Source organism: Corynebacterium lehmanniae (assembly GCF_043161975.1).
GTDB lineage: Bacteria > Actinomycetota > Actinomycetes > Mycobacteriales > Mycobacteriaceae > Corynebacterium > Corynebacterium lehmanniae.
In genome coordinates, this window is record NZ_CP170998.1 from 2,438,411 (window position 1) to 2,460,691 (window position 22,281).

Genomic DNA, 22,281 nt, shown 5'->3' on the forward strand with positions numbered 1-22,281 from the left:
TCTTTTTGTCCGGGGCAATATTAGACCGGTGGGGGTAGAAACAACGGGCCGAAGGGGTGCGCAGGCGCAGTGCGAACTCCGGCTGCGTCTGCTCCGGGCGGCCTAGCCAGGGTAGTGGTCGGGCAGGCCGTCCTTGCCGTACGACAGACGACGGTGCAGCCACTCGAACGGACCCGGCTTGCCGGCCCACTCGAGCGCCCACGCACCAGTCACCGTAACCAGCCAAACAATCAGCGCCCAACCGAGCTTGCCGGCGATCGTCGCATCGCGGGTCGCCCACCAGAACGCGGGCTGGGTTGTCAGGATGAAGAGGATCGTTTGCGCAAGGTAGCCGCTCATGGAACGTTTCCCCAGCGCCACTAGCGGTTGGGCTAGGTGCGGGAGGGAGCCGGAGGCGTTGATACGCGATTGCAACGGCCGGCACGCGAGGGAGATTGCGGCGAGAATGCCGGGGCCGGTGAGCATGCCGACGAGCTCGTTGGTGGCATTGAGCCCTGTAGCCCACCTGGGTTCGAGCGCGCCGATTTCCGCACAGCCCCACGGGATGCCGACGGACGCGATAACTACGGCTGCAAGAATCGCCCACCCGCGGAGCATCCGGGAGTTGCCGTCGACGTCGCCGAAGATACCGCGGCGGCCCCAGACGAACCCGACCACGACAAGCGGGAAGAAGGCGAGCATCTCGATCACGCCCATTGCCGGGTACACCCAGAAGTTGGTCAGGCCCGCGGCTATGCGGTCGCTGAGGTCGACGATGCGCGCGGGGCTGCCGTCTATTGGTTCCGCTGTCGACGAAAACGCGGCGAATACGCCAGGTGCCCGAAGCACCGCGTTCAGGGCGAACGCAGCACCTGCGAGGGCGTAGAGGGCCTTGTCGCTCCACCCGATGAACAAGCACAGGATGAGTGCCGCGATGCCGTAGGCCGTCATGATGTCGTTGGTGAAAAACAGCGTCTTATGCACCAGACCGAACAGAAACAGGAACCCGTAGCGGCGCGCGAGCACCATGCGCCGGGCGCGCAGCGGGTAGCCGCGCCGCTCGAGGCTGACAAAGATCATGCCGACGCCAACACCGAGCAGGGTGGCAAACATGGGCAAACCGCGCACGTGCACGAAGAGCGTCTCGAAGAAGACGAGCAGCTTCTCCAACACGGTGCCGTCACCGTTGTAGCCGCCGAGGCCCGCCGCGTGGTCGGCGCCCTCGGCAGGGTCCCAGTCAGTGACCATGTTGGCCATCGCGATGCCGACGAGAGCGAACCCGCGGGCGAGGTCGGGGGCCACGAACCGCTGGCGGGCCGCAGTGCGCTCACCGGTGTGTGTTGTGGTCCCTGTCGCGGTCACTTCACTGCCCTCCGCTGCACGGCAGCGTACGCGGCGGCGGCAAGGACCGCGACCCAGACCGCAAGAGTGACCACGCCGGCCGTGCCGTTCCCGGCCGCGCCGCCCGGCAGGAGCTTCTCCAGGGCCGCGGCCCACGGCTGGTTGATCGCGCCGAGGGCAGTCTCCACAATGAGCGACTCTACGACCCAGACGAAGAAGGACGCGGTGCCCGAACCGAGCAGTACGGCTGTCAGGGCCGCGAGGAGCGGGTACGCGATCCACAGCTCGGCCTGGCCGCGCACCATATCTGCGCTGTCGGCGCCTTCCAGAGCGACGCTGTCGACAAACACGTGCGCGCCGCCGAGCCCGATCGCCGAGGCGGCAAATGCCGTCAGTATGCAGGCGAGAGCTGCGATTCCGACGCGACATGCGAGCTCCCAACCGCGGTGGTTCGACGCGAGGTAGGCGTAGCCGATCGTGCCGCGCGAGTGCGCGCTGCCGGCGGGGAAAGCGCCCGCGGCGAACGCCACAGGGAGCATCAAAGCGGCCGGGATGAGCAGCATTGCAGGGTCTGCGGTGCTTGTACCGTTGGGGCCGAGGAGCATCGCGACGGCCATGGGCCCGAGAATGAGGGCGGCCGCGACAAACGCGAGCAGGATGCGCGTCGCGGGGCGGGAAAAGACTTCCCGAAGCGTTGCTTTCAGTGTGTGCATGGAAAACCTCCTACGTCCTATTTCGTCGACTCCAGGAACACTTCTTCGAGGCTTCGGCGGGATTCCTGGAGGGAGTACACCGTCACGCCCACGCGCTGGGCGGCCTCGCCGACGTCTCGGGCGGTGGCGTCGTCGACGACAACGGAGTCGCCGATGACCTGGCCGCCGACGGCCTCAGCCAGCCGCGCCGGGTCGCTGCAGGTCGCCTCAACCCGGTTGGAGCCCAGGAAGTCCTCGAGCGGGCCCTCACCGGCGAGGCGGCCGCGGTTGATCACCACAAGGCGGTCCGCAGTGAGCTGCATCTCGCTCATCAGGTGCGAAGAGACGACTACCGCACGACCCTCGGCGGCCATCTCGCGGATGCGCCCCCGCATCCAGGCCACGCCCTGCGGGTCGAGGCCGTTGACCGGCTCGTCCAGGATGACGTTGGATGGGTCCGCGATCAGCGCGCTGGCCACGCCGAGGCGCTGTCGCATGCCGAGGGAGTAGTTTTTCACTTCCCGTTTTGCCGCCTCCGCGAGCCCGAACGCCTCGAGCGCTTCGTCGGCGCGGGATTCCGGCACGCCGGCGTAGTCGGCGACCATCTTCAGGTGGCCGCGCCCAGTCATGTGTGGGGCGATCCATTCCGGGTTGAGCAGTGCCCCGACGGCGCGTGCGGGCTGGTCGAGGGATCGGAAAGTGGAGCCGTCGATAAGCGCCTCGCCCTCGTCTGGGGTTTCTAGCCCGACGATCATGCGCATGGTCGTGGACTTGCCGGAGCCGTTCGGGCCCAAGAAGCCTGTGACGTCGCCGTCCGGCGCGGTGAACGACAGCGCGTTGACGGCGGTGGAGCTTGAATATCGTTTGGTCAGGTTGTGAACTTCGATCATGGTTCCCACAATCGCGCGTGGCGCGGGTGAAATCGTCCGCCCGCGGGTGTAAATCGGCGTGTACACCCTGGGGTGTACACGGCTAGTGGCCCAGCAACTCGCCGGTGCCCACCAGGCCCGCGCGGAACGCGAAGAGGACGGCGTGGACGCGGTCGCGGGACTCGGTCTTGAACAGAATGCGGTGCACGTGTGTCTTCACCGTCGCGGGGGAGAGCGTCTCGGCCTCGGCAATCTCCTCGTTTGAGTAGCCCAGCGCCACCAAGCGCAGGACCTCCACCTCGCGCGGGGTGAGTCGCTCGAGCATTGCCTCGTTGCGTGCCGCCTCCCGCTGCTCGGGGGCTTGCGCGGCGCCGATGACGTGGCGCGTCACCCTCGGCGCGAGTACCGCGTCGCCGCCGTGGACGGTGCGCAGCGCGTCGAGCAGCTCGTCAGGGTCGGCGTCTTTGAGCAGGAACCCGGAGGCCCCGGCGTCAAGCGCGCCGAGGACGAGGTCGCGCTCGTCAAAGGTGGTCAGCATGATGACGCGGGTGGCCGGGTGCTCGTCGAGCAACGCGCGGCAGGCCTCGATGCCGTCCGTGCCGGGCATCTGAATGTCCATGAGCACGATGTCCGCCGCCGGCTGCCCGGCCACCCCCGCGCCGTCGCCCGCCTGCCAGATCACGTCCATGTCGTCCTGGGAGGTGACGAGCAGGGAGAAGCCGGCGCGCACGAGCGGCTGGTCATCCACAAGCGCGACGTTGATCATCGTGGTACCTCCGCGGTCAGGACGAACTCGCCGCCGTCGTCGGTCACGCTCACGCGCCCGCCGTGCGCCGCGACTCGCTCGCGGATGCCCACAAGCCCGAAACCGTCGGGGTCGTGCTTGCTTTTCGGCGCAGCGTTGACCGCCTCCACACGCACCGACTTCGCGTCGGCGGAAAAGGTGAGCGCACCTTCCGGTGTGGGCGCGTGGCGCAGCATATTAGTGATGGCCTCCTGGCAGACACGGTAGATGGTGAAGAGCGTGAGCGGCGGCATATCCTCGGGGAGCTCGTCGAAGCCCGCGACGGTTAAGTCGAGGCCACGGGCGCGGGCGTCGTTGAACAGCGCGGTGAAGTCGCGTCGGCCCGGGGCAGCGCCGGTGGGTGCCGTGGCATCGTCGTCGCGTAACACGCTGAGCAGTCCGCGCATCTGCGACAGTGCGGTGCGGGATTCGGCGCTGATCGTTTCAAGGGCATCCCTGGCCACTTCTGGGTTGTGTTTGGATGCGTATCGCGCACCGTCCGCCAGGGTGGTGATCCCGGCGAGAGTGTGGGCGACGATGTCGTGCATCTCCCGTGCGATCTGGGTGCGCTCGCGGACGTGAGCGAATTCGATCTGCTGCTCCAACTCGGAGATCTTTTCCCGCCGGTTGCGAAGCTGAGCGCCGAGAAGGAAAAAGAACCCTAGAAACACCCACGACAGCGCCACCGTGCGGACTGCGACGGCGGCGGCGCGCCACACAGACTGGCCGCCCGGCCAGTCCGGTGTGAACATGCTGTGGGTGAAAAGTGCGACGGTGGGTATCGCGAGGAGCCAGACGGTCAACCAGGTGCGGTCGCGCCGGGGGACCCGGGAGGTCGTGACGACCGCGCCGAATGCGAGCGCCGGTTCCCAGTAGAGGGGGATGCTCAGCGCAACAAGGCACAGCGCGACGCTGGCGCACGCGGCGATCCCGGCGACGGCGGCGGCGGGGCGGACGCCGTACGCCATGCAGCAGGCACCGCACACGGCGATGAGGGCGGCGCCGACGGTGGTACCGGCCGCACCGTAGGGGGACTGGACTGTGACCCAGTCGAAAGCGAAGAACAAGGTCAGGATCGCGATGACTACGAGCACGGTCGCCCGCTGCCAGGTTATGTTCATGCGTTCGCCCCGTTCTCGGCGAAGAAGCGCTGCATCGTGGCCAGCCATTGCATGCGAACCAGGATAGGTCCTCCCGGGTGACCCAGCGGCGGTCAGACACCCGCTCCCGTCGAGGTCAGTTCCGCAACAGAAGATCGACACGTCGCGCGGACGTGTCGATTCGGTTGATGTGGTTTTCCGCCACGAGGCCCTAATGGCCGGCGCGGGAGTGGCCGAGCATGTCCTCCCACTCCACGATCTTCTTGCGCTCGCGCGGGAAGGTGGCGTCGGCGGCGCCGAGTGCGCGCTCGGCCTCGTCCAGCTTGTACCAGCCTTCCCAGGTGGCGTAGTCCACACCGCGCTCGCGGAGCAGATCGAAGATATCGTCCGCGCCGGTGTGCGACGGGGCGGCGAGGCGGCCTGCCGCGGCGTCGGCCACGAGCATGTCGGTGGTTTCCTTGGCGTCGGACTTGGTGTTGCCGATCAGGCCGACGGGTCCACGCTTGATCCAGCCGGTGACGTAGAGCTTGTCCTCCGGTGCGGCGCCTTCCTCGGCGGTGACCAGGACGTGGCCGCCGTCGTTGGGGATGACGTGGCGCTCGAGGTCGAAGGGCACGCCCTCGACTGGCTCGGAGCGGTAGCCCACCGCGTGGTAGACCTGCTGGACCGGCCAGTCGGTGAACTTGCCGGTGCCGCGGATGCCGCCGTTGCCGTCGAGTTCCTGGCGCTCGGTGCGGATACCGGTCACGGCACCGGAATCGTCGGTGAGCACCTCCACCGGCTCCTCGAAGAAGTGGATGTGGATCTTGTGCGGCGCGTCGTCCGGCTCGCGCATGGCGTACTGCTCCAGCACCTGGCAGTTCAGGTCGACGGACTTGTCGGAGCGGCGGACCTGCTCGGACAGCTCGTCGTAGTCGATGTCCTCGGGGTCCACGAGCACCTGGATGGTGTCGGACTCGTCGAGCTCGCGCAGCTCCTTCGGCGTGAACTTCGCCTGAGCGGGGCCGCGGCGGCCGAACATGTGCACCGTCTCCGCCTTGTTGTTCTTCAGGGACTCGTAGACGTTGTCCGGGATTTCGGTGACGGTGAGCTCGTCGCCGGTCTTGGCCAGGATGCGGGAGACATCGAGGGCCACGTTGCCCACGCCGACGACGGCGACTTCCTTGGCCTCGAGGTTCCAGTTGCGCTCGAAGCGGGGGTTGCCGTCGTAGAAGCCGACGAACTCGCCGGCGCCGATGGACTTGTCGCCGCCCGGGATGAGCAGCTCACGGTCGCGCACCGCGCCGGTGGAGATGACCACGGCGTCGTAGTAGTCGCGCAGGTCGTCGATAGTGATGTCGCGGCCGACGGTGACGTTGGCGATCAGGCGCAGCTTGTCCTTGTCCAGCACGTTGTGCAGGGACTTCACAATGCCCTTAATTCGCGGGTGGTCGGGTGCCACGCCGTAACGGATCAGGCCGAAGGGGGCGGGCATCTGCTCGAAGAGGTCGACGTGGATGTCGTGCTCTTCGTTGCGGATTAGCAGGTCGGAGGCGTAAATGCCGGCTGGGCCGGCTCCAACTACGGCGACGCGCAGGCTCATAAGTTCGTAGTCCTTTCGCAAAAGGGTGTGTTGATGTTGGACACTATAGCGTATAGACCGAGTGGTCTTAAACCTGCAAATAATTTCATTCTCAACACGCGCAAATCCTTTACATTCACGGCGTTAACCGGCACTTTCTCCAGTCCGGTTGTTTTAGACCGAGTAGTCCGGCACTATTGGCCAGCAATAGCTCCGGGCTGCCCGGATGTGTACAGAGTTGTCTAGTTAGGGAGAGCAGATGAGCGCACCCACGAAGCCCAGGACACGCGCCAAAAAGCCGGAGGGGCAGTGGCTTATCGACGGCTGCACGCCGCTGAACCACGACGAGGAGATCAAGCAGGAGTCCCCGGTCCTGGACGTCAAGCAGCGCGTGATCGACGTCTACTCCAAGGGCGGCTTCGACTCCATAGACCGCGAGGACCTCTACCCGCGCTTTAAGTGGCTCGGCCTATACACCCAGCGCAAGCAGAACCTGGGCGGGGAGTTCACCGGCGAGGACAACAGCGTGCTCGAAGACAAGTACTTCATGATGCGCATCCGCTTCGACGGCGGCATCTGCTCCACGGAGCAGGCCCGCGCCGTCGGCGAGCTTTCCCGCGACTACGCGCGCTCCACCGTGGATCTGACGGACCGCCAGAACATCCAGTTCCACTGGGTGCGCATCGAGGACGTCCCCGTGATCTGGGACACGCTCGAGGAACACGGACTGAACACCTGGGACGCCTGCGGCGACGTGCCGCGCGTGATCCTGGGCTCCCCGGTTGCGGGCATCGCCAAGGACGAGATCATCGACGCCACCCCGGCGATCCGCGAGATCCAGCAGATCGTCACCGACGACGAGTTCCAGAACCTGCCGCGCAAATTCAAGACCGCGATTTCCGGCAACGCCCGCCAGGACGTCGTCCACGAGATCAACGACCTCGCCTTCATCGGCGTCGAGCACCCCGAGCTCGGCCCCGGCTTCGAGTGCTACGTCGGCGGCGGCCTGTCCACCAACCCGATGCTCGCGCAGTCCCTCGGCGCATTCGTCACCCTCGAGCAGGTTCCGGACGTGTGGGCGAACGTGGTGCGGATCTTCCGCGACTACGGCTACCGCCGCCTTCGCAACCGCGCGCGCCTGAAGTTCCTGGTCAAGGAGTGGGGCGTGGCGAAGTTCCGCCAGATCCTCGAAGAGGACTACTTGGGCTACAAGCTTCCGGACGGACCAAAGGCCCCCAACAACCTGGTTGACCGCGACCACATCGGCGTGCACGAGCAGAAGGACGGCAACGTCTACATCGGCGTCAAGCCCACGCTGGGGCACATGTCCGGCGAGCAGCTCATCGCCCTAGCCGACCTCGCTGAACGCTACGGCGTGACCGACCTGCGCTTCACTCCGTTCAAGGAGGTGCTGCTGCTCGGGATCACACCGGAGGACGTCGAGAAGCTGCAGGCTGATTTGGAGGAGATGGGCCTGTACTCCACACCCTCCGAGTTCCGTCGCGGCCTGCTCAGCTGCACCGGCTTGGAGTACTGCAAGCTCGCGCACGTGACCACCAAGTCCCGCGCGATCGAGCTGGCGGATGAGCTGGAGGAGCGCTTCGGCGACCTGGATTCCCCGATCACGATTTCGCTGAACGGCTGCCCGAACGCGTGCGCGCGCCACCAAGTCTCCGACATCGGCTTGAAGGGCCAGATGGTGGCGAACGACGCCGGCGAGAAGGTCGAGGGCTTCCAGGTGCACCTGGGCGGCACCGTCGGCGAGGGCGCGAACTTCGGCCGCAAGCTGCGCGGCCACAAGGTGCTGTCGACCGAGCTGACGGATTACGTCACGCGCGTGGTGCAGCATTACGTGGACAAGCGCGAGGACGGCGAAACATTCCGTCAGTGGGTCGCCCGCGCGGACGAGGACGACCTGCGATGAGCTTTCGCCGAGCCCCGAATCCGAACCGCAATTTCCCCTCGTTTTGCCCTTATTGTGGCGGCGAGGACCTCTGGCCCAACGAGGAGACGGATTTTGCCTGGAAATGCGGGGAATGCCTGCGAATTTTCGAGGTGAAATACCACGGCCAGGACGATCCGGACACCCCGCACGCGCCCGCGCCGTCGACGGAGGAGGCGCTGCAGGCCTCCCTGGCGCGGCACGGGCATACCGCAGTAGTGAAGGAAGAGAAGCGATGACCAACCTGCTCAACCAGCCGGGAGGAAACTTCCGCGACCCCGAGATCAGCCCGGAGGGGCCGAAGGAGACGGCGGCGTTGCCGGAGGACGTCGCGAAGCAAAACGCCCAGTTAGTCGAGGAGTGGGCACCCAAGCTTTACGACGCATCCGCCGCCGACATCTTGAGCTGGGCCCACGAGCATGCCCCCGGCAAGCTGGTGGTGACCCTGTCCATGGAAAACACCGTGCTGGCGGAGCTGGCCGAGCGCCACCTGCCCGACGCCGACTTCCTGTTCCTGGACACCGAGTACCACTTCCCGGAGACGTTGGAGGTGGCCGACGCCGTGGAGGCGCGCTACCCGACGCACGAACTGGTGCGCGCGAAAGCCCAGCTCACCCGCCCGGAGCAGGACGAGGTGTACGGCCCGAACCTGTACCTGCGCAATCCCGGCGCGTGCTGCCGGATGCGCAAGGTGGAGCCGCTGGCGGTGCACATGAGCCCGTACGCCGGATGGATCACCGGCCTGCGCCGCGCCGACGGCCCCACCCGCGCTGAGGCACCCGCGCTGAGCCTGGATGGAACCGGCCGGCTGAAGATCTCCCCGCTGGTGACCTGGTCGCTGGAGGACACTGAGGCCTTCGAGGAGGACAACGACCTGATCATCCACCCGCTGACCCGCCAGGGCTACCCCTCCATCGGCTGCGCCACCTGCACCATGCCGGTGGCCGAGGGGGAGGACCCGCGCGCCGGGCGCTGGGCGTTCGCATCCAAGACCGAGTGCGGCCTGCACGAATAAAAGGAGTGTTAGAGAAGATGACGCAAGCAACGACAACTGAGCTGTCGCCGCACCTGAAGGACTTGGAAAACGAGTCCATCCACATCATCCGCGAGGTGGCCGGGCAGTTCGACAAGATCGGCCTGCTGTTTTCCGGCGGCAAGGACTCGTGCGTGGTGCTCGAGCTGGCGCGCCGGGCGTTCGCGCCGGCGGCCATGCCGATTGAGCTGCTGCACGTGGACACCGGGCACAACTTCCCGGAGGTGATCCAGTTCCGGGACGAGCTCGTGGAAAAGCACGGCCTGCGCCTGCGCGTGGCCGAGGTGCAGGACTGGATTGACCGCGGCGACCTGCAGGAACGTCCCGACGGCACCCGCAACCCGCTGCAGACCGTGCCGCTGGTGGAGACCATCGCAGAGGTCGGCTACAACGCAGTGCTTGGCGGCGCGCGCCGCGACGAGGAACGCGCCCGCGCCAAGGAGCGCGTGTTCTCCGTGCGCGATTCCTTCGGCGGCTGGGACCCGCGCCGCCAGCGCCCCGAGCTGTGGGACCTGTACAACGGCGCGACGCTGCCGGGCGAGAACGTGCGCGTGTTCCCCATCTCCAACTGGACCGAGGCGGACGTGTGGGAGTACATCGGCGCGCGCGGGATTGCCCTGCCGTCGATCTACTTCGCGCACGACCGCGAGGTGTTCGGCCGCGACGGCATGTGGCTGACCCCGGGCGAGTGGGGCGGCCCGCGCGAGGGCGAGCAGCTTGAGACCCGCCGGGTGCGCTACCGCACCGTGGGCGACATGTCCTGCACGGGCGCGGTTGATTCGGACGCGTCCACGATCGACGAGGTGCTCGTCGAGATCGCCAACTCCACCCTGACCGAGCGCGGCGCGACGCGCGCCGACGACCGTCTGAGCGAATCCGCCATGGAAGACCGCAAGAAGGAAGGCTACTTCTGATGACTACGACTACCGCTCCAGCCGCCTCCGCCGCAGCCGCTTTGGCGGACCGCGAAACGCTGCGCCTGTGCACCGCCGGCTCCGTCGACGACGGCAAGTCCACCTTCGTCGGCCGCCTCCTGCACGACACGAAGTCTGTCCTCGCCGACCAGCTCGCCTCCGTTGAGCGCACCAGCGCAGATAGGGGCTTTGAGGGGCTCGATCTTTCTTTGCTTGTCGACGGGCTTCGCGCCGAACGCGAGCAGGGCATCACCATCGACGTGGCCTACCGCTACTTCGCCACCGACAAGCGCACCTTCATCCTCGCCGACACCCCGGGCCACGTGCAGTACACGCGCAACACCGTGACCGGCATGTCCACCTCTCAGGTGGTCGTGCTGCTGGTGGACGCCCGCAACGGCGTGGTAGAGCAGACCATCCGCCACCTTACCGTGGCCAAGCTTCTGGGCGTGCGCACCGTGATCCTGGCGGTGAACAAGATCGACCTGGTCGGCTACTCCGAGGAGACCTTCAACGAGATTAAGGTGGCATTCGACGCCAAGGCCGCCGAGCTGGGCATCGAGGACCCGCACGTGGTGCCGATCTCCGCGCTCAAGGGCGACAACGTGGCTGAACTGTCCGCGGAGACCCCCTGGTATACCGGCCCGACCGTGCTGGAGCTGCTGGAGACCATCCCGGTCAACCACGGCCGCGCCGATGACCTGGACTTCCGCTTCAACATCCAGTACGTGCTTCGCGAGCACGCCACCGACTACCGCGCCTACGCCGGCCGCGTCAACGCCGGTTCCGTCTCCGTCGGTGACGAGATCCTTGCCCCCTACGGCCGGAAAACCACCGTGGCCGGCATCGACTCCACCGACGGCCCAGTGGACACCGCCCACGCCGGCGACTCCGTCGCCCTGCGCCTCGCCGACGAGATCGACCTGACCCGCGGCGACCTTCTGGCCTCGCAATCTCGGCCGGAGGACGTGCGCGAGTTCGCTGCCACCGTGGTGGGGCTGACCGAGAAGGAGCTGCGCGCCGGGCAGGCCGTGAAGCTGCGCATCGGCACCGCGTTCGTGCGCGCCCGGGTGGCCAGCGTGGACCGCGTCCTCGACATTGACGGCGCCGCCGGCGACAACACCTCGCCCGAGGCTGTCGCACTCAACGAGATCGCGCACGTGACCATCCAGACCGCCGACGAGCTGCCGGTCGAGCCCTACGCCGCCCGCGGCGCGGTGGGCAACTTCCTGCTCGTGGACCAGTCTTCCGGCAACACGCTGGCCGCGGGTCTCGTCGGAAAGCGCCTGCGCTAGGAGCACCCGCCATGACCGCGCTGATCACCCTCTCCCACGGCTCGCGCCACCCGCGCGCCAAGGAGGGCATCCGCGCGCTCACCGAAGCGGCGGCCGAAACGCTCGGGGTGGAGTGGGCGGACGCGCACCTCGAGTTCGACCGCCCCACCCTCGCCGAAGCAGCCGCCGCGCTGGACAGCCCGCGCGCCATCGTCGTGCCGCTGCTGTTCACCCGCGCGTTCCACGCGAAGGTGGACGTGCCGGCCCACCTCGCCGAGGCGCGGGCCCACTGCGACCTCACCCTCGCCGAGCCGCTGGGCACCGGCCCCGACATCGCCGAGGTCCTGCACAAGCGTTTGCTTATCGACGCCCCTTCGGCGCCCCACGCCACCCTCTTCCCCGTCGGCACATCAGATACCGAACAGGCGGCGAACTACACACGTCTGGCATCTGACCTGGCACGTTTGGCCGGGATCGAGGTGTCGGTGGTGCAGGCGACTGGGGGCGACCGGAGGTTCGTCGATAGGCACACGCACGTGCTGCCGCTGTTTGTCACCCACGGAACACTCCTGGACCGGATCCCGCTGCACCTGTCAGCTTCTGGGCCGTTAACCACAGACCTCGCGGACGTCGTTGCCAACCGATACCGCGCCGCCGAAAAGGACGCCTGAAATGTACAAGATTGAGACGCTGCTGCTCATCGCCGTGGCCGGCCTGGCCGCCCAACTTGTCGACGGCGGCCTCGGCATGGGCTTCGGCGCCACCTCGTCGACCATGCTCATCGCGCTGGCCGGGCTCACGCCCGCCGCCGCGTCCGCCGTCGTGCACACCGCCGAGCTGGGCACCACGCTGGCCTCCGGCGTCGCGCACACCCGCTTCGGCAACGTGGACTGGCGCACGGCGTTCGCCATCGGCATCCCCGGCGCAATCGGCGCTTTCCTCGGCGCGACGGTGCTGGTGCGCCTGTCCACCGAAGCGGCGCGGCCGGTGATGTCGCTGATCCTCGCGCTGATCGGGCTGAACCTGATGCTGCGCTTCGCGCGCGGGCTGACGCAGCGCAAGCTGGCTGAAAAGCCGCACTCGCGCGGATTCCTGGCCGGGCTGGGCCTGTTCGGCGGCTTCGTGGACGCCACCGGGGGCGGTGGCTGGGGGCCCGTAACCACCTCAACGTTGCTGTCCGCCGGGCGCTCGGAGCCGCGCCGCATCGTCGGCACCGTCAACACGGCCGAGTTCCTGGTCACCATGGCCGCCACCCTCGGCTTCGCGGTAGGCATGTGGAACGACCTGATGGCCAACCTCGCCGGGGTGCTCGCGCTGTTGGCAGGCGGAGTCATCGCCGCGCCGATCGGCGCGTGGGTGGTCACCCGCATGAACCCCATCGCCCTCGGCGGGGTGGTGGGCACCCTGATTGTGTTCTTGAACCTGCCGGTGGTGCTGAAGTTCCTCGGCGTGGACTCCGGACTGTGGGCCGTGCGCGTTGCCGTCCTGATCGTGGGCGCGGCGCTATCCGTGCGAGGCGTGCTCAAGGCCCGGGAGAACTCGAGGGCCGCCGGGGAGCGCGAGGGCGCGACAGTGGTCGACCCGGAGCCAGCGCGCCTACGATAAGCAACCATGTCTGACTTGCTTATCGTCGCAGCCATGAAGGAAGAAGCCGCGGACATCATGTCCGGAGGCGACCACGAGGTGCTCATCACCGGCATCGGCACCCTGCCCGCCGCAATCGCGCTGACCCGCCGCCTATCCGAAGGCCCTCTGCCGTCGCGCGTGATCAACGTCGGCACCGCCGGCGCCCTGGTGGACTTGGAGCCCGGCGTCTACGAGGTTTCCGACGCCGTCAAGCACGACTTCAAAGTCGGCGGCACCTCCGAGATCACCGACTTTGTCTACCCGCGCTGGTTCTCCTTCGACCCGCTCACCGAGCTGCCCAAGGCCAAGCTCGCCACCGGCGACGCGTTTGTGAACCGCTCCGACCTGCGCGACGAGCTCGCCCGCGAGTGCCAGCTCGTGGACATGGAGGGCTACGCCCTGGCAGCGGTGTGCTCCACGTTCGGTGTGCCGCTGACCCTGCTCAAGCAGGTCTCCGACTCGGCCGACGAGTCCGCCTCCGAGGTCTGGGAGGCAGCCCTGGAGCGCGCCCGCGTCGAGCTGGAGCAGGCGCTGCGCGACCACCTGCGGTAATCCAATCACTTCGACGGACTCGCCTATTCTTCGATCGCTGGCGCCGGCTTCCAATGGGCCTTTCCAGACTCGACTCCGTTGAGAATGCGGATCGTCTAGTAGCCCACCCAACGCTGCTAGACGATCAGCCAAGCCGGGTGGTGTTTCCCCAGGTGATGTTGAAAACGATTGCCGGTATTGGCCTAATCGTCTAGCGTTTCGCTGAGGTTGCTAGACGATTCGAACTTTCGACAGCACTGAACCGGAGAATCGGTCCGCGCTGAAGCCAACTCCCACATCAGGCAAAGAAAACGCCCGCCGGGGCAAACCCAGCGGGCGGAGGGAACAGGGCCCTACTTCGCGAACTCCTCCACGATCGTGGCGTTGAACGCCGGCAGGTCGTCCGGGGTGCGAGAGGAGATGAAGCCGGAGTCGACCACAACTTCCTCGTCGACCCAGTTGGCGCCGGCGTTGGCCAGGTCGGTCTTGACGTTGGCTACGGAGGTGAGCTTGACGCCCTTGAGCAGGTCGGCATCGGCAAGGATCCAGCCGCCGTGGCAGATCACACCGATCGGCTTGCCGGCATCCTTGAACGCCTTGACCAGGGCGACGGCGTCGGCGTCGGTGCGGATGGTGTCGGCGTTAATGGTGCCGCCGGGCAGGATAAGCGCGTCGAACTCGTCGACGGAGGCGTCGGCAGTCTTGGCGTCGACAGCTACCTTCGCGCCCTTCTTGCCCTCGATCTCACCGGTCTCGGTGGAGACGACCTTGGTGGTCGCACCGGCGGACTCTACGGCCTCCTTCGGGGAGGTCAGCTCCGAATCCTCAAAGCCGTTGGTGGCGATGATCGCGATGTTCTTGCCGTTGAGGTCGGCCATGGTTTACGTCCTTTCGTCGATGAGTAAGTGCGGCGCCCACCGTACCTATTCTTCGTCGTTGATGGCGTGGGTGCGGCCCGGGACGTCGGGCTCTCCCTCGGCGTCGCCAAGCGGCACGCGGGTGGAGCCGAGGCCTTCCTTGACGGGGACCTTGGTGTTGGACTTCTCGCGCTTCGCCATGCTCATCATGTGGTCGCGCACGGCGAGGAAGGAAGACTTCGAGTCCATGGTTTGGGTCTGTTGCGTGGCCATGGCTATCTCGTCGGCGGTGATTTCACCGGAGCGCAGCGAGACCATCTCAGCCCAGTAGCGCAGCCACACCGCGGCGACAGCGGCAACCGGCACGGCGAGGAACGCGCCGACGATGCCGAACAGGGTGCCGCCCACGGCCACGGCGAGCAGGACCACGGCGGCGTGCAGGCCCATGGCCTGGGACTGCAGGATCGGGGAGAGAACGTTGCCCTCCAGCTGCTGCACGGCGATGATGAGGATCAGCACGAACACGGCGTTCATGAACCCGTTGGACACCAGCGCGATGATCACAGCCAGTGCGCCTGCGGAGATCGCACCGACGATGGGGATGAAGCCGGCGAAGAAGGTCACCACAGCCAGCACCGGCCACAGCGGCACGCCCAGGAAGATCAGGCCCAGGCCGATGAAGATGGCGTCCACCAAGGACACGATGGCCTGGGTGCGGATGAAGCCGGACAGGGTGTTCCAGGAGCGCATGCACACCTCGGTGAGGTGCCAGCCGGCGCGCACGCCGGTGTACTTGCGGACCCACGGCAGGAAGCGGTCGCCGTCTTTGAGGAAGAAGAACAGCAGCACGAGTGTCAACGCGAGCGTCGTGCCTACCGACGTAATCGCGCCGATGCCGGAGAACACCCCGGAGGCGATGTTCGACGCCTGGCCCTTCACAAACGCGGTGGCCTGGTCCACGGCCTGCTGGATGCGTTCCGGCTCGAGGAAGGTGAAGTTCTGTTCCTTCAGCCAGGCGATGATCTGGTTGATGCCCTGTTCCGCCTGGTGGCCGAGCTCGGTGCCTTGCGTCTTCACGGTCGGCGCCATCGCGGCGATGATGCCGCCGAGGATGCCGAAGGTGGCGATGAGCGTGATGAACACCGCGAGTGCCGCGGGCACTTTGTGGTTCCGCATCCAGCGCACCGGGGGCCACAGTACGGTGGCCAGGATCAGGGCGAGCAGGATGGGAAGCAGGCCCATCCAGACCCATTTGAGCAGGTAGAGCAGGATCGCGGTGGCGGCGACGATGATGATGAAGCGCAGTGCCCAGGCGGCGGCGGTGCGGCCGTCAGAGGCGATGATGTCGCCGCGGTCTACGGGCTCTTTGGAGAGCTCCTGGGCCGCGTCTGCCGGGGTGGGCAGCATCCGGACATCGTCGACTGCGGTGTCGAGCGCGCCGACGTAGTCGTTGTTTTCGTGTTTAGTCACGCGCTCATTGTGCCAGAGATGCTGGTTAATGCATATGTCGTGGGAGACGGATGGGCGTCGCAAAGCAAAATGCTCTAGCCCACACGCGGAGTTAAGTGTAGCGTGGGCCACAACCTGATCCCGATGTAAGAAAGGCCTGGAGATGACTGTCTACCCGAACCCCGGAACTGAAGGCTCGAACGTGAAGTACCGCGAGCGCTACGACAACTACATCGGCGGCGACTGGGTCGCCCCGGTGGACGGCGAGTACTTCGACAACATCACCCCCGTCACTGGCGAGGTGTTTTGCCAGGTGGCGCGCGGCAAGGAAGCCGACATCAACCTCGCGCTCGACGCCGCGCATAAGGCCGCGCCCGCCTGGGGCAAGACCTCCGCGGCGGAGCGTGCAATGGTGCTGCTGAAGATCGCTGACCGCATGGAAGAGCACCTCGAGGAGCTCGCGGTGGCGGAGACTTGGGATAACGGCAAGGCCGTGCGCGAGACGCTCGCCGCCGACATCCCGCTTGCCATCGACCACTTCCGCTACTACGCGGGTGCTCTGCGCGCGCAGGAAGGCCGCCTGAGCCAGATCGACGAGGACACTGTCGCCTACCACTTCAACGAGCCGCTCGGCGTGGTCGGCCAGATCATCCCGTGGAACTTCCCGTTGCTCATGGCCGCGTGGAAGCTCGCTCCGGCGCTGGCGGCGGGCAACGCGATAGTGCTCAAGCCGGCGGAGCAGACTCCGGCGTCGATTCTGTACCTGATGGATCTTGTCGGCGACCTCATCCCGGCGGGCGTGCTGAACATCGTCAACGGCATGGGCGACGAGGCGGGTGCGGCGCTGTCCGGCTCCGACCGTATTGCCAAGATCGCTTTCACCGGATCGACCGAGGTGGGCAGGATCATCAACAAGGCCGCGGCGGACAAGATCATCCCGGTCACTCTCGAGCTCGGCGGCAAGTCTCCGGCGCTGTTCTTCGAGGACATATTTGAAAAGGACGACGACTTTAAGAAGAAGGCCGTCGAGGGCTTCGCCATGTTCGCGCTGAACCAGGGCGAGGTGTGCACCTGCCCGTCGCGTGCTCTGGTGCACGAGTCCATCGCCGACGAGTTCTTGGAGCTCGGCGTGCAGCGCGTCAAGCAGATCAAGACTGGCAACCCGCTGGACACTGAGACCATGATGGGTGCGCAGGCCTCCACCGAGCAGATGAACAAGATCCAGTCCTACCTGGAGCTTGGGCCCCAGGAGGGCGCGGAGGTGCTCACCGGCGGCGGTGTGAACAAGATCGACGGCCTGGAAAACGGCCTCTACATCGAGCCGACCGTGTTCAAGGGCACCAACGACATGCGCATCTTCCAGGAGGAGATCTTCGGCCCGGTGATGTCCGTGACCACTTTCAAGGACTTCGACGAGGCCATCTCCATCGCCAACGACACCATCTACGGTCTGGGCGCGGGTGTGTGGGCGCGCTCCGGCACCACGGCATACAAGGCCGGCCGCGCCATTCAGGCTGGTCGCGTGTGGGTGAACCAGTACCACACCTACCCGGCGCACGCGGCGTTCGGCGGCTACAAGCAGTCCGGCATCGGCCGCGAGACGCACCTGATGATGCTGGACCACTACCAGCAGACCAAGAACCTCCTGGTGTCCTACTCCGAGCAGGAGACTGGCCTGTTCTAAGCAGTTGCTTCTCGACGTTTACGCCTCCGGTTGCCCTCGCAACCGGAGGCTTTTTCTTGGCGTTGAGCTGCGGGAACAAAGAAAGTTGCGTCAAGTGGGAACAACTTTGCCGCACGTGCCGTTGTTACCTATGAGTGCGACAGACTCAAGAACGTCGCCGCCGGTGTTATAGTGGTGGCCGTCAAGTTGAGTCGGAGCACATCAACTTACTGATAAACCACTTCTCAACAGGAGGAATAACTCTTATGGCACGTGCAGTTGGTATTGACCTTGGCACCACGAACTCGGTCGTCTCCGTCCTCGAGGGTGGCGAGCCGGTCGTCATCGCTAACGCGGAGGGCTCCCGCACCACCCCGTCCGTCGTCGCTTTCGCGAAGAACGGCGAGGTCCTGGTTGGCCAGTCCGCGAAGAACCAGGCTGTGACCAACGTCGACCGCACCATCCGCTCCGTCAAGCGCCACATGGGCGAGGACTGGACCGTGGAGATCGACGACAAGAAGTACACCCCGCAGGAGATCTCCGCCCGCACCCTGCAGAAGCTGAAGCGCGACGCTGAGGCGTACCTCGGTGAGGAAGTCACCGAGGCTGTTATTACCGTCCCGGCGTACTTCGAGGACGCTCAGCGTCAGGCCACCAAGGAGGCCGGCCAGATCGCGGGCCTGGATGTGCTGCGCATTGTCAACGAGCCGACCGCGGCTGCCCTGGCGTACGGCCTGGACAAGAACGAGAAGGAAGAGACCATCCTGGTCTTCGACCTTGGCGGCGGCACCTTCGACGTGTCCCTGCTGGAGATCGGCGACGGTGTCGTCGAGGTGCTGGCTACCGCCGGCGACAACGAGCTCGGCGGCGATGACTGGGACAACCGCATCGTCGAGTGGCTCGTGGACAAGTTCAAGTCCCAGAACGGCGTCGACCTGTCCAAGGACAAGATGGCTATGCAGCGTCTGCGCGAGGCTGCGGAGAAGGCCAAGATTGAGCTGTCGTCCGCACAGCAGGCCTCCATCAACCTGCCGTACATCACGGTGGACTCCGAGAAGAACCCGCTGTTCCTGGATGAGACGCTGACCCGCACCGAGTTCCAGAAGATCACCTCCGACCTGCTGGACCGCACCAAGAGCCCGTTCAACCAGGTGGTCAAGGATGCCGGCATGTCCGTCGGCGACATCGACCACGTGGTCCTGGTCGGCGGCTCCACCCGCATGCCGGCCGTGTCCGAGCTGGTCAAGGAACTGACCGGCAAGGAGCCGAACAAGTCCGTCAACCCGGACGAGGTTGTGGCGCTGGGCGCTGCTCTGCAGGCTGGCGTGCTGCGCGGCGACGTCAAGGACGTGCTGCTTCTCGACGTCACTCCGCTTTCCCTCGGCATCGAGACCAAGGGCGGCGTGATGACCAAGCTCATCGAGCGCAACACCACCATCCCGACGAAGCGTTCGGAGACCTTCACCACGGCTGAGGACAACCAGCCGTCCGTGCAGATCCAGGTCTTCCAGGGCGAGCGCGAGATCGCGTCCGCGAACAAGCTGCTCGGCTCCTTCGAGCTGGCGGGCATCGCACCGGCTCCGCGTGGTGTGCCGCAGATCGAGGTCACCTTCGACATCGACGCCAACGGCATCGTGTCCGTGTCCGCGAAGGACAAGGCCACCGGCAAGGAGAACACGATCAAGATCCAGGACGGCTCCGGTCTGTCCGACGAAGAGATCGATCGCATGATCAAGGACGCCGAGGCTCACGCCGACGAGGACAAGAAGCGCCGCGAGGAGCAGGAGACCCGCAACAACGCGGAGACCATGGCCTACCAGACCCGCAAGTTCATGGATGAAAACGGCGAGAAGCTGCCGGAGGACATCAAGGGCCGCGTGACCGAGGCTGCCGACGCCGTGGACGAGGCACTCAAGGGCGAGGACTTGGACGCCATCAAGTCCGCCGTGGAGAAGCTCAACACCGAGTCCCAGGCAATGGGCACCGCGCTCTACGAGGCTCAGGCGAACGAGGGCGCAACCCAGGCTGACGCCGCCGCAGGCGACGACAACGTGGTCGACGCCGAGGTTGTCGAGGACGACGACGCAACCGATTCCGACAACAAGTAGACCCGGCCCAGCAACCGAGAAAGGAGGCGACCTCTGATGACGAACCCGCACAATGAGCAGATGCCGGACAACCCGGGCGCTCCGGAGGCCACGGACCCCGAGTACGTGTCCCCCGACCAGGCGGAAACGCTCGCCGACGAGGCCGCTGAGTCCGAGGCGCTTGCCACGGACGAAGACCCCCTCTTAGCCGCGGACGCCGAGCTCGAGGACGCCGCGAAGATCGCGGAGAACGAGATCGACCCGGATGTGGACGGGGATGGCGCAGTCAGCGACATCGAGCTGCAGCTGGCGGAGCGCACCGAGTCGCTCCAGCGAGTCAGCGCGGAGTACGCCAACTACCGCCGCCGCACCGAGCGTGAGCGCGGCGAGCTGGCCAACACTGCGAAGGCGAAGTTCGCCACCCAGCTGCTGCCGCTTCTGGACGACCTGGATCTGGCCGAGCAGCACGGCGACTTGGAGCAGGGCCCGCTGAAGGCGTTTGCCGACAAGTTCCGCACGATCGTTGCCGGCCAGGGCATCAAGGAGTTCGGCGCCGAGGGCGATGCGTTCAACCCGGAGATCCACGAGGCAGTGCAGGACCTGTCCCAGGGCGACACCAAGGCCGTGGGCACGGTGCTGCGCAAGGGCTACATGATCGGGGACCGCCTGGTGCGAAACGCCATGGTGATCATTGCGGATCCAGCCGATCCCGCCGAGCCGGCCGGCGAGCCAGAAGCCGACACCACCGAGTAACCAACACGCTCGGATGCCAGGGCCGGGGAATGAGGTAGCGCGGAGACCCACGCGGCCTCGTCCCCGGCCTTTGTACTTAGATAAATTAGTGAACAAACTTTAGCGAGACAGACTCAATACTCTTTGTAGAGGAAAGGAGGGTGCGAGATGGCTATGCAGCAAGAATGGGCAGATAAGGATTATTACGGCGACTTGGGCGTGAGCTCGTCGGCAAGCGCTGCCGACATTAAGAAGGCATACCGCAAGCTCGCACGCGAAAACCACCCCGATTCCAACCCCGGCGACAAGAAGGCGGAGGAGAAGTTCAAGCGGGTGGCCGAGGCGTACGACGTTATCGGCGACGAGCAGAAGCGCAAGGAATACGACCAGCTGAAATCCATGATCAGCTCGGGCGGCTTCGGCCGGTTCGGGCGGGGAGGAGGGTCCGGCTTTCCGGGCGGGTTTCGCGGCACGGAAGCGGAATTCGACCTCTCCGACATCTTCGGATCAGCCGCTGGTGGACAAGCTGGAGACAGCGGCCTTGGTGATATCTTCGGTGGCTTCTTTGGCGGCCGCGGCGGTGCTGGCAGGAACGCTCGGCCGTCGCGGGGGGCCGACGTCGAAACGGAAATAACCCTCGACTTCCGCGAAGCAGCCAAGGGCACGACCATCCCGGTCGAGCTCACCGGCGAGGCGCCGTGCACCACTTGCCACGGCTCCGGCTCCAAGGACGGCAAGACGCATACCTGCCAGACGTGTTCCGGTTCCGGCTTCATCCGCGAGAACTCCGGCGCGTTCGGCATGGCGCGTCCCTGCACGAACTGTGGCGGCACCGGCGAGATCATCGAGGACCCCTGCACCACCTGCGGCGGCACCGGCACCGTGCGGCGCACCCGCTCGATCACCGTGCGCATCCCCGCCGGCGTGATCGACGGGCAGAAGGTGCGCCTGGCAGGCCAAGGCGAGGCGGGCCCGAACGGCACGCCCGCCGGCGACCTGTTTGTCACCGTGCACGTGCGAGGCGACGAGGTGTTCACCCGCTCCGGCGACGACCTCGAGGTCACCGTCCCGGTCGCGTTCTCCGAGGTCGCCCTCGGCGCGACCATCACGGTGCCCACCCTGGACAGCCCGGTGAAGGTGAAAGTCCCCGCCGGCACCCCGAATGGGCGCACCCTGCGCGTGAAGGGCCGCGGCATCCCGAAGCGCTCCGGCGCAGGCGACCTGATGGTCACCGTCGAGGTGAAGGTGCCCAAGGATCTGGATCCGTCCGCCACCTCCGCGCTGCGCGCCTACGCCCAGGCTGAGAAGGACTCCGGCTTCGACCCGCGCGCCGGGTGGGCCGGGCTCTAGCCCAGGAAGGAGGTGTAGACGATGGATGAAAAACAGGAGTACTTTGTCATCTCCGTTGCCGCCGAGCTGACCGGCATGCACGCGCAGACCCTGCGCACCTACGACCGGCTCGGCCTGGTCACGCCGATGCGCACCAAGGGCGGCGGCCGCCGCTACTCGCGCCGCGACATCTCCATGCTGCGCCGCATCCAGCACCTCTCCCAGGAGGAGGGCGTCAACCTCGCCGGCATCAAGACGATCATCGAGCTGTCCCAACAGATCGAGGACCTCCAAGACGAGCTGGAAACCCAGCGCGGCCACAACGAGGAGCTGCGCCAGAAGTTGCAGTCCGGTTCTCGCCGGGGCGGCGAGCTCGTGCACGTGCCCCGCTCCACTGCGGTGGTCACGTGGGAGCCAGCTGCTTCTCGACGTCGCCGGCGCTCCGCGCGGTAGGTACACACCGCCGGTTGGGGGTGGTGTAGCTAAAAGGTGTCTAAGCAGCGCCTTTAATCTGCATA

At 66.2% G+C, this 22,281-nt stretch carries 21 protein-coding genes; 13 read left to right on the plus strand and 8 right to left on the minus strand.

The window, feature by feature from the left end:
- Positions 1 to 102: 102 nt before the first annotated feature.
- The 6 genes from ACF3NP_RS11620 to ACF3NP_RS11645 form a co-directional block, all read right to left on the minus strand.
- Complete coding sequence (locus ACF3NP_RS11620) at positions 103 to 1,341, minus strand: DUF418 domain-containing protein (RefSeq protein ID WP_392398721.1); 1,239 nt, start codon at positions 1,339 to 1,341, stop codon at positions 103 to 105.
- Positions 1,338 to 2,033: a hypothetical protein gene (locus ACF3NP_RS11625; protein ID WP_194560602.1), complete on the minus strand. Its 696-nt coding sequence runs from the start codon at positions 2,031 to 2,033 to the stop codon at positions 1,338 to 1,340. The genes ACF3NP_RS11620 and ACF3NP_RS11625 overlap by 4 nt, the downstream gene beginning before the upstream one ends.
- A 17-nt stretch (positions 2,034 to 2,050) precedes the next feature.
- Positions 2,051 to 2,902: an ATP-binding cassette domain-containing protein gene (locus ACF3NP_RS11630; protein WP_392398722.1), complete on the minus strand. Its 852-nt coding sequence runs from the start codon at positions 2,900 to 2,902 to the stop codon at positions 2,051 to 2,053.
- An 82-nt stretch (positions 2,903 to 2,984) separates the two neighbouring features.
- Complete coding sequence (locus ACF3NP_RS11635) at positions 2,985 to 3,647, minus strand: response regulator (protein WP_392398723.1); 663 nt, start codon at positions 3,645 to 3,647, stop codon at positions 2,985 to 2,987.
- A complete protein-coding gene (locus ACF3NP_RS11640) occupies positions 3,644 to 4,786 on the minus strand; it encodes a sensor histidine kinase (RefSeq protein WP_392398724.1) in 1,143 nt (380 codons plus the stop codon). Before ACF3NP_RS11640 ends, ACF3NP_RS11635 begins: the two co-directional genes overlap by 4 nt.
- Positions 4,787 to 4,976: 190 nt before the next feature.
- Complete coding sequence (locus ACF3NP_RS11645) at positions 4,977 to 6,347, minus strand: FAD-dependent oxidoreductase (protein WP_392398725.1); 1,371 nt, start codon at positions 6,345 to 6,347, stop codon at positions 4,977 to 4,979.
- Positions 6,348 to 6,585: 238 nt separating this feature from the next.
- Here ACF3NP_RS11645 and ACF3NP_RS11650 point away from each other — a divergent pair, with 238 nt between their 5' ends.
- The 8 genes from ACF3NP_RS11650 to ACF3NP_RS11685 are packed head-to-tail and all read left to right on the plus strand — an operon-like array spanning position 6,586 to position 13,667.
- Positions 6,586 to 8,250 (plus strand): nitrite/sulfite reductase, encoded by a 1,665-nt coding sequence (locus ACF3NP_RS11650; protein WP_392398726.1) that lies wholly within the window; start codon positions 6,586 to 6,588, stop codon positions 8,248 to 8,250.
- On the plus strand, positions 8,247 to 8,507 hold the full coding sequence (locus ACF3NP_RS11655) for a hypothetical protein (RefSeq protein ID WP_070472049.1): 261 nt from the start codon (positions 8,247 to 8,249) through the stop codon (positions 8,505 to 8,507). The genes ACF3NP_RS11650 and ACF3NP_RS11655 overlap by 4 nt, the downstream gene beginning before the upstream one ends.
- Positions 8,504 to 9,283: a phosphoadenylyl-sulfate reductase gene (locus tag ACF3NP_RS11660; RefSeq protein WP_269951858.1), complete on the plus strand. Its 780-nt coding sequence runs from the start codon at positions 8,504 to 8,506 to the stop codon at positions 9,281 to 9,283. The genes ACF3NP_RS11655 and ACF3NP_RS11660 overlap by 4 nt, the downstream gene beginning before the upstream one ends.
- A gap of 17 nt (positions 9,284 to 9,300) precedes the next feature.
- Complete coding sequence (gene cysD / locus ACF3NP_RS11665) at positions 9,301 to 10,215, plus strand: sulfate adenylyltransferase subunit CysD (RefSeq protein WP_070472052.1); 915 nt, start codon at positions 9,301 to 9,303, stop codon at positions 10,213 to 10,215.
- Positions 10,215 to 11,510: a sulfate adenylyltransferase subunit 1 gene (locus tag ACF3NP_RS11670; protein WP_392398727.1), complete on the plus strand. Its 1,296-nt coding sequence runs from the start codon at positions 10,215 to 10,217 to the stop codon at positions 11,508 to 11,510. Before cysD ends, ACF3NP_RS11670 begins: the two co-directional genes overlap by 1 nt.
- An 11-nt stretch (positions 11,511 to 11,521) precedes the next feature.
- Positions 11,522 to 12,160, plus strand: coding sequence for a sirohydrochlorin chelatase (locus ACF3NP_RS11675; protein ID WP_181889177.1), 639 nt, complete (start codon positions 11,522 to 11,524; stop codon positions 12,158 to 12,160).
- Positions 12,161 to 12,170: 10 nt separating this feature from the next.
- Entirely contained in the window at positions 12,171 to 13,094 is a 924-nt protein-coding gene (locus ACF3NP_RS11680; RefSeq protein ID WP_181889650.1) for a TSUP family transporter, read from the plus strand.
- 6 nt (positions 13,095 to 13,100) lie between these two features.
- The gene (locus tag ACF3NP_RS11685; protein WP_181889176.1) at positions 13,101 to 13,667 is read left to right on the plus strand and encodes a nucleosidase; all 567 of its coding nucleotides are present in this window, start codon (positions 13,101 to 13,103) and stop codon (positions 13,665 to 13,667) included.
- A gap of 332 nt (positions 13,668 to 13,999) precedes the next feature.
- On the opposite strand, the gene ACF3NP_RS11690 is transcribed toward ACF3NP_RS11685, so the two are convergent.
- Together ACF3NP_RS11690 and ACF3NP_RS11695 are read right to left on the minus strand one after the other, a co-directional pair.
- On the minus strand, positions 14,000 to 14,524 hold the full coding sequence (locus ACF3NP_RS11690) for a type 1 glutamine amidotransferase domain-containing protein (RefSeq protein ID WP_181889175.1): 525 nt from the start codon (positions 14,522 to 14,524) through the stop codon (positions 14,000 to 14,002).
- 45 nt (positions 14,525 to 14,569) lie between these two features.
- Positions 14,570 to 15,910, minus strand: coding sequence for an AI-2E family transporter (locus ACF3NP_RS11695; protein WP_449257612.1), 1,341 nt, complete (start codon positions 15,908 to 15,910; stop codon positions 14,570 to 14,572).
- Between the two features lie 205 nt (positions 15,911 to 16,115).
- On the opposite strand from ACF3NP_RS11695, the gene exaC reads away from it, so the two are divergent.
- The 5 genes from exaC to ACF3NP_RS11720 all read left to right on the plus strand — a co-directional run bounded on the left by exaC (position 16,116) and on the right by ACF3NP_RS11720 (position 22,216).
- Positions 16,116 to 17,636, plus strand: a complete 1,521-nt coding sequence (gene exaC / locus ACF3NP_RS11700; RefSeq protein ID WP_392398729.1) for an acetaldehyde dehydrogenase ExaC — start codon at positions 16,116 to 16,118, stop codon at positions 17,634 to 17,636.
- A gap of 245 nt (positions 17,637 to 17,881) precedes the next feature.
- Complete coding sequence (gene dnaK / locus ACF3NP_RS11705; RefSeq protein ID WP_181889173.1) at positions 17,882 to 19,723, plus strand: molecular chaperone DnaK; 1,842 nt, start codon at positions 17,882 to 17,884, stop codon at positions 19,721 to 19,723.
- Between the two features lie 36 nt (positions 19,724 to 19,759).
- Complete coding sequence (grpE, locus tag ACF3NP_RS11710; RefSeq protein ID WP_181889172.1) at positions 19,760 to 20,455, plus strand: nucleotide exchange factor GrpE; 696 nt, start codon at positions 19,760 to 19,762, stop codon at positions 20,453 to 20,455.
- 147 nt (positions 20,456 to 20,602) lie between these two features.
- Complete coding sequence (dnaJ, locus tag ACF3NP_RS11715; RefSeq protein ID WP_181889171.1) at positions 20,603 to 21,784, plus strand: molecular chaperone DnaJ; 1,182 nt, start codon at positions 20,603 to 20,605, stop codon at positions 21,782 to 21,784.
- Between the two features lie 21 nt (positions 21,785 to 21,805).
- Positions 21,806 to 22,216, plus strand: coding sequence for a heat shock protein transcriptional repressor HspR (locus ACF3NP_RS11720; protein ID WP_181889170.1), 411 nt, complete (start codon positions 21,806 to 21,808; stop codon positions 22,214 to 22,216).
- The last annotated feature ends 65 nt before the right edge of the window (positions 22,217 to 22,281 follow it).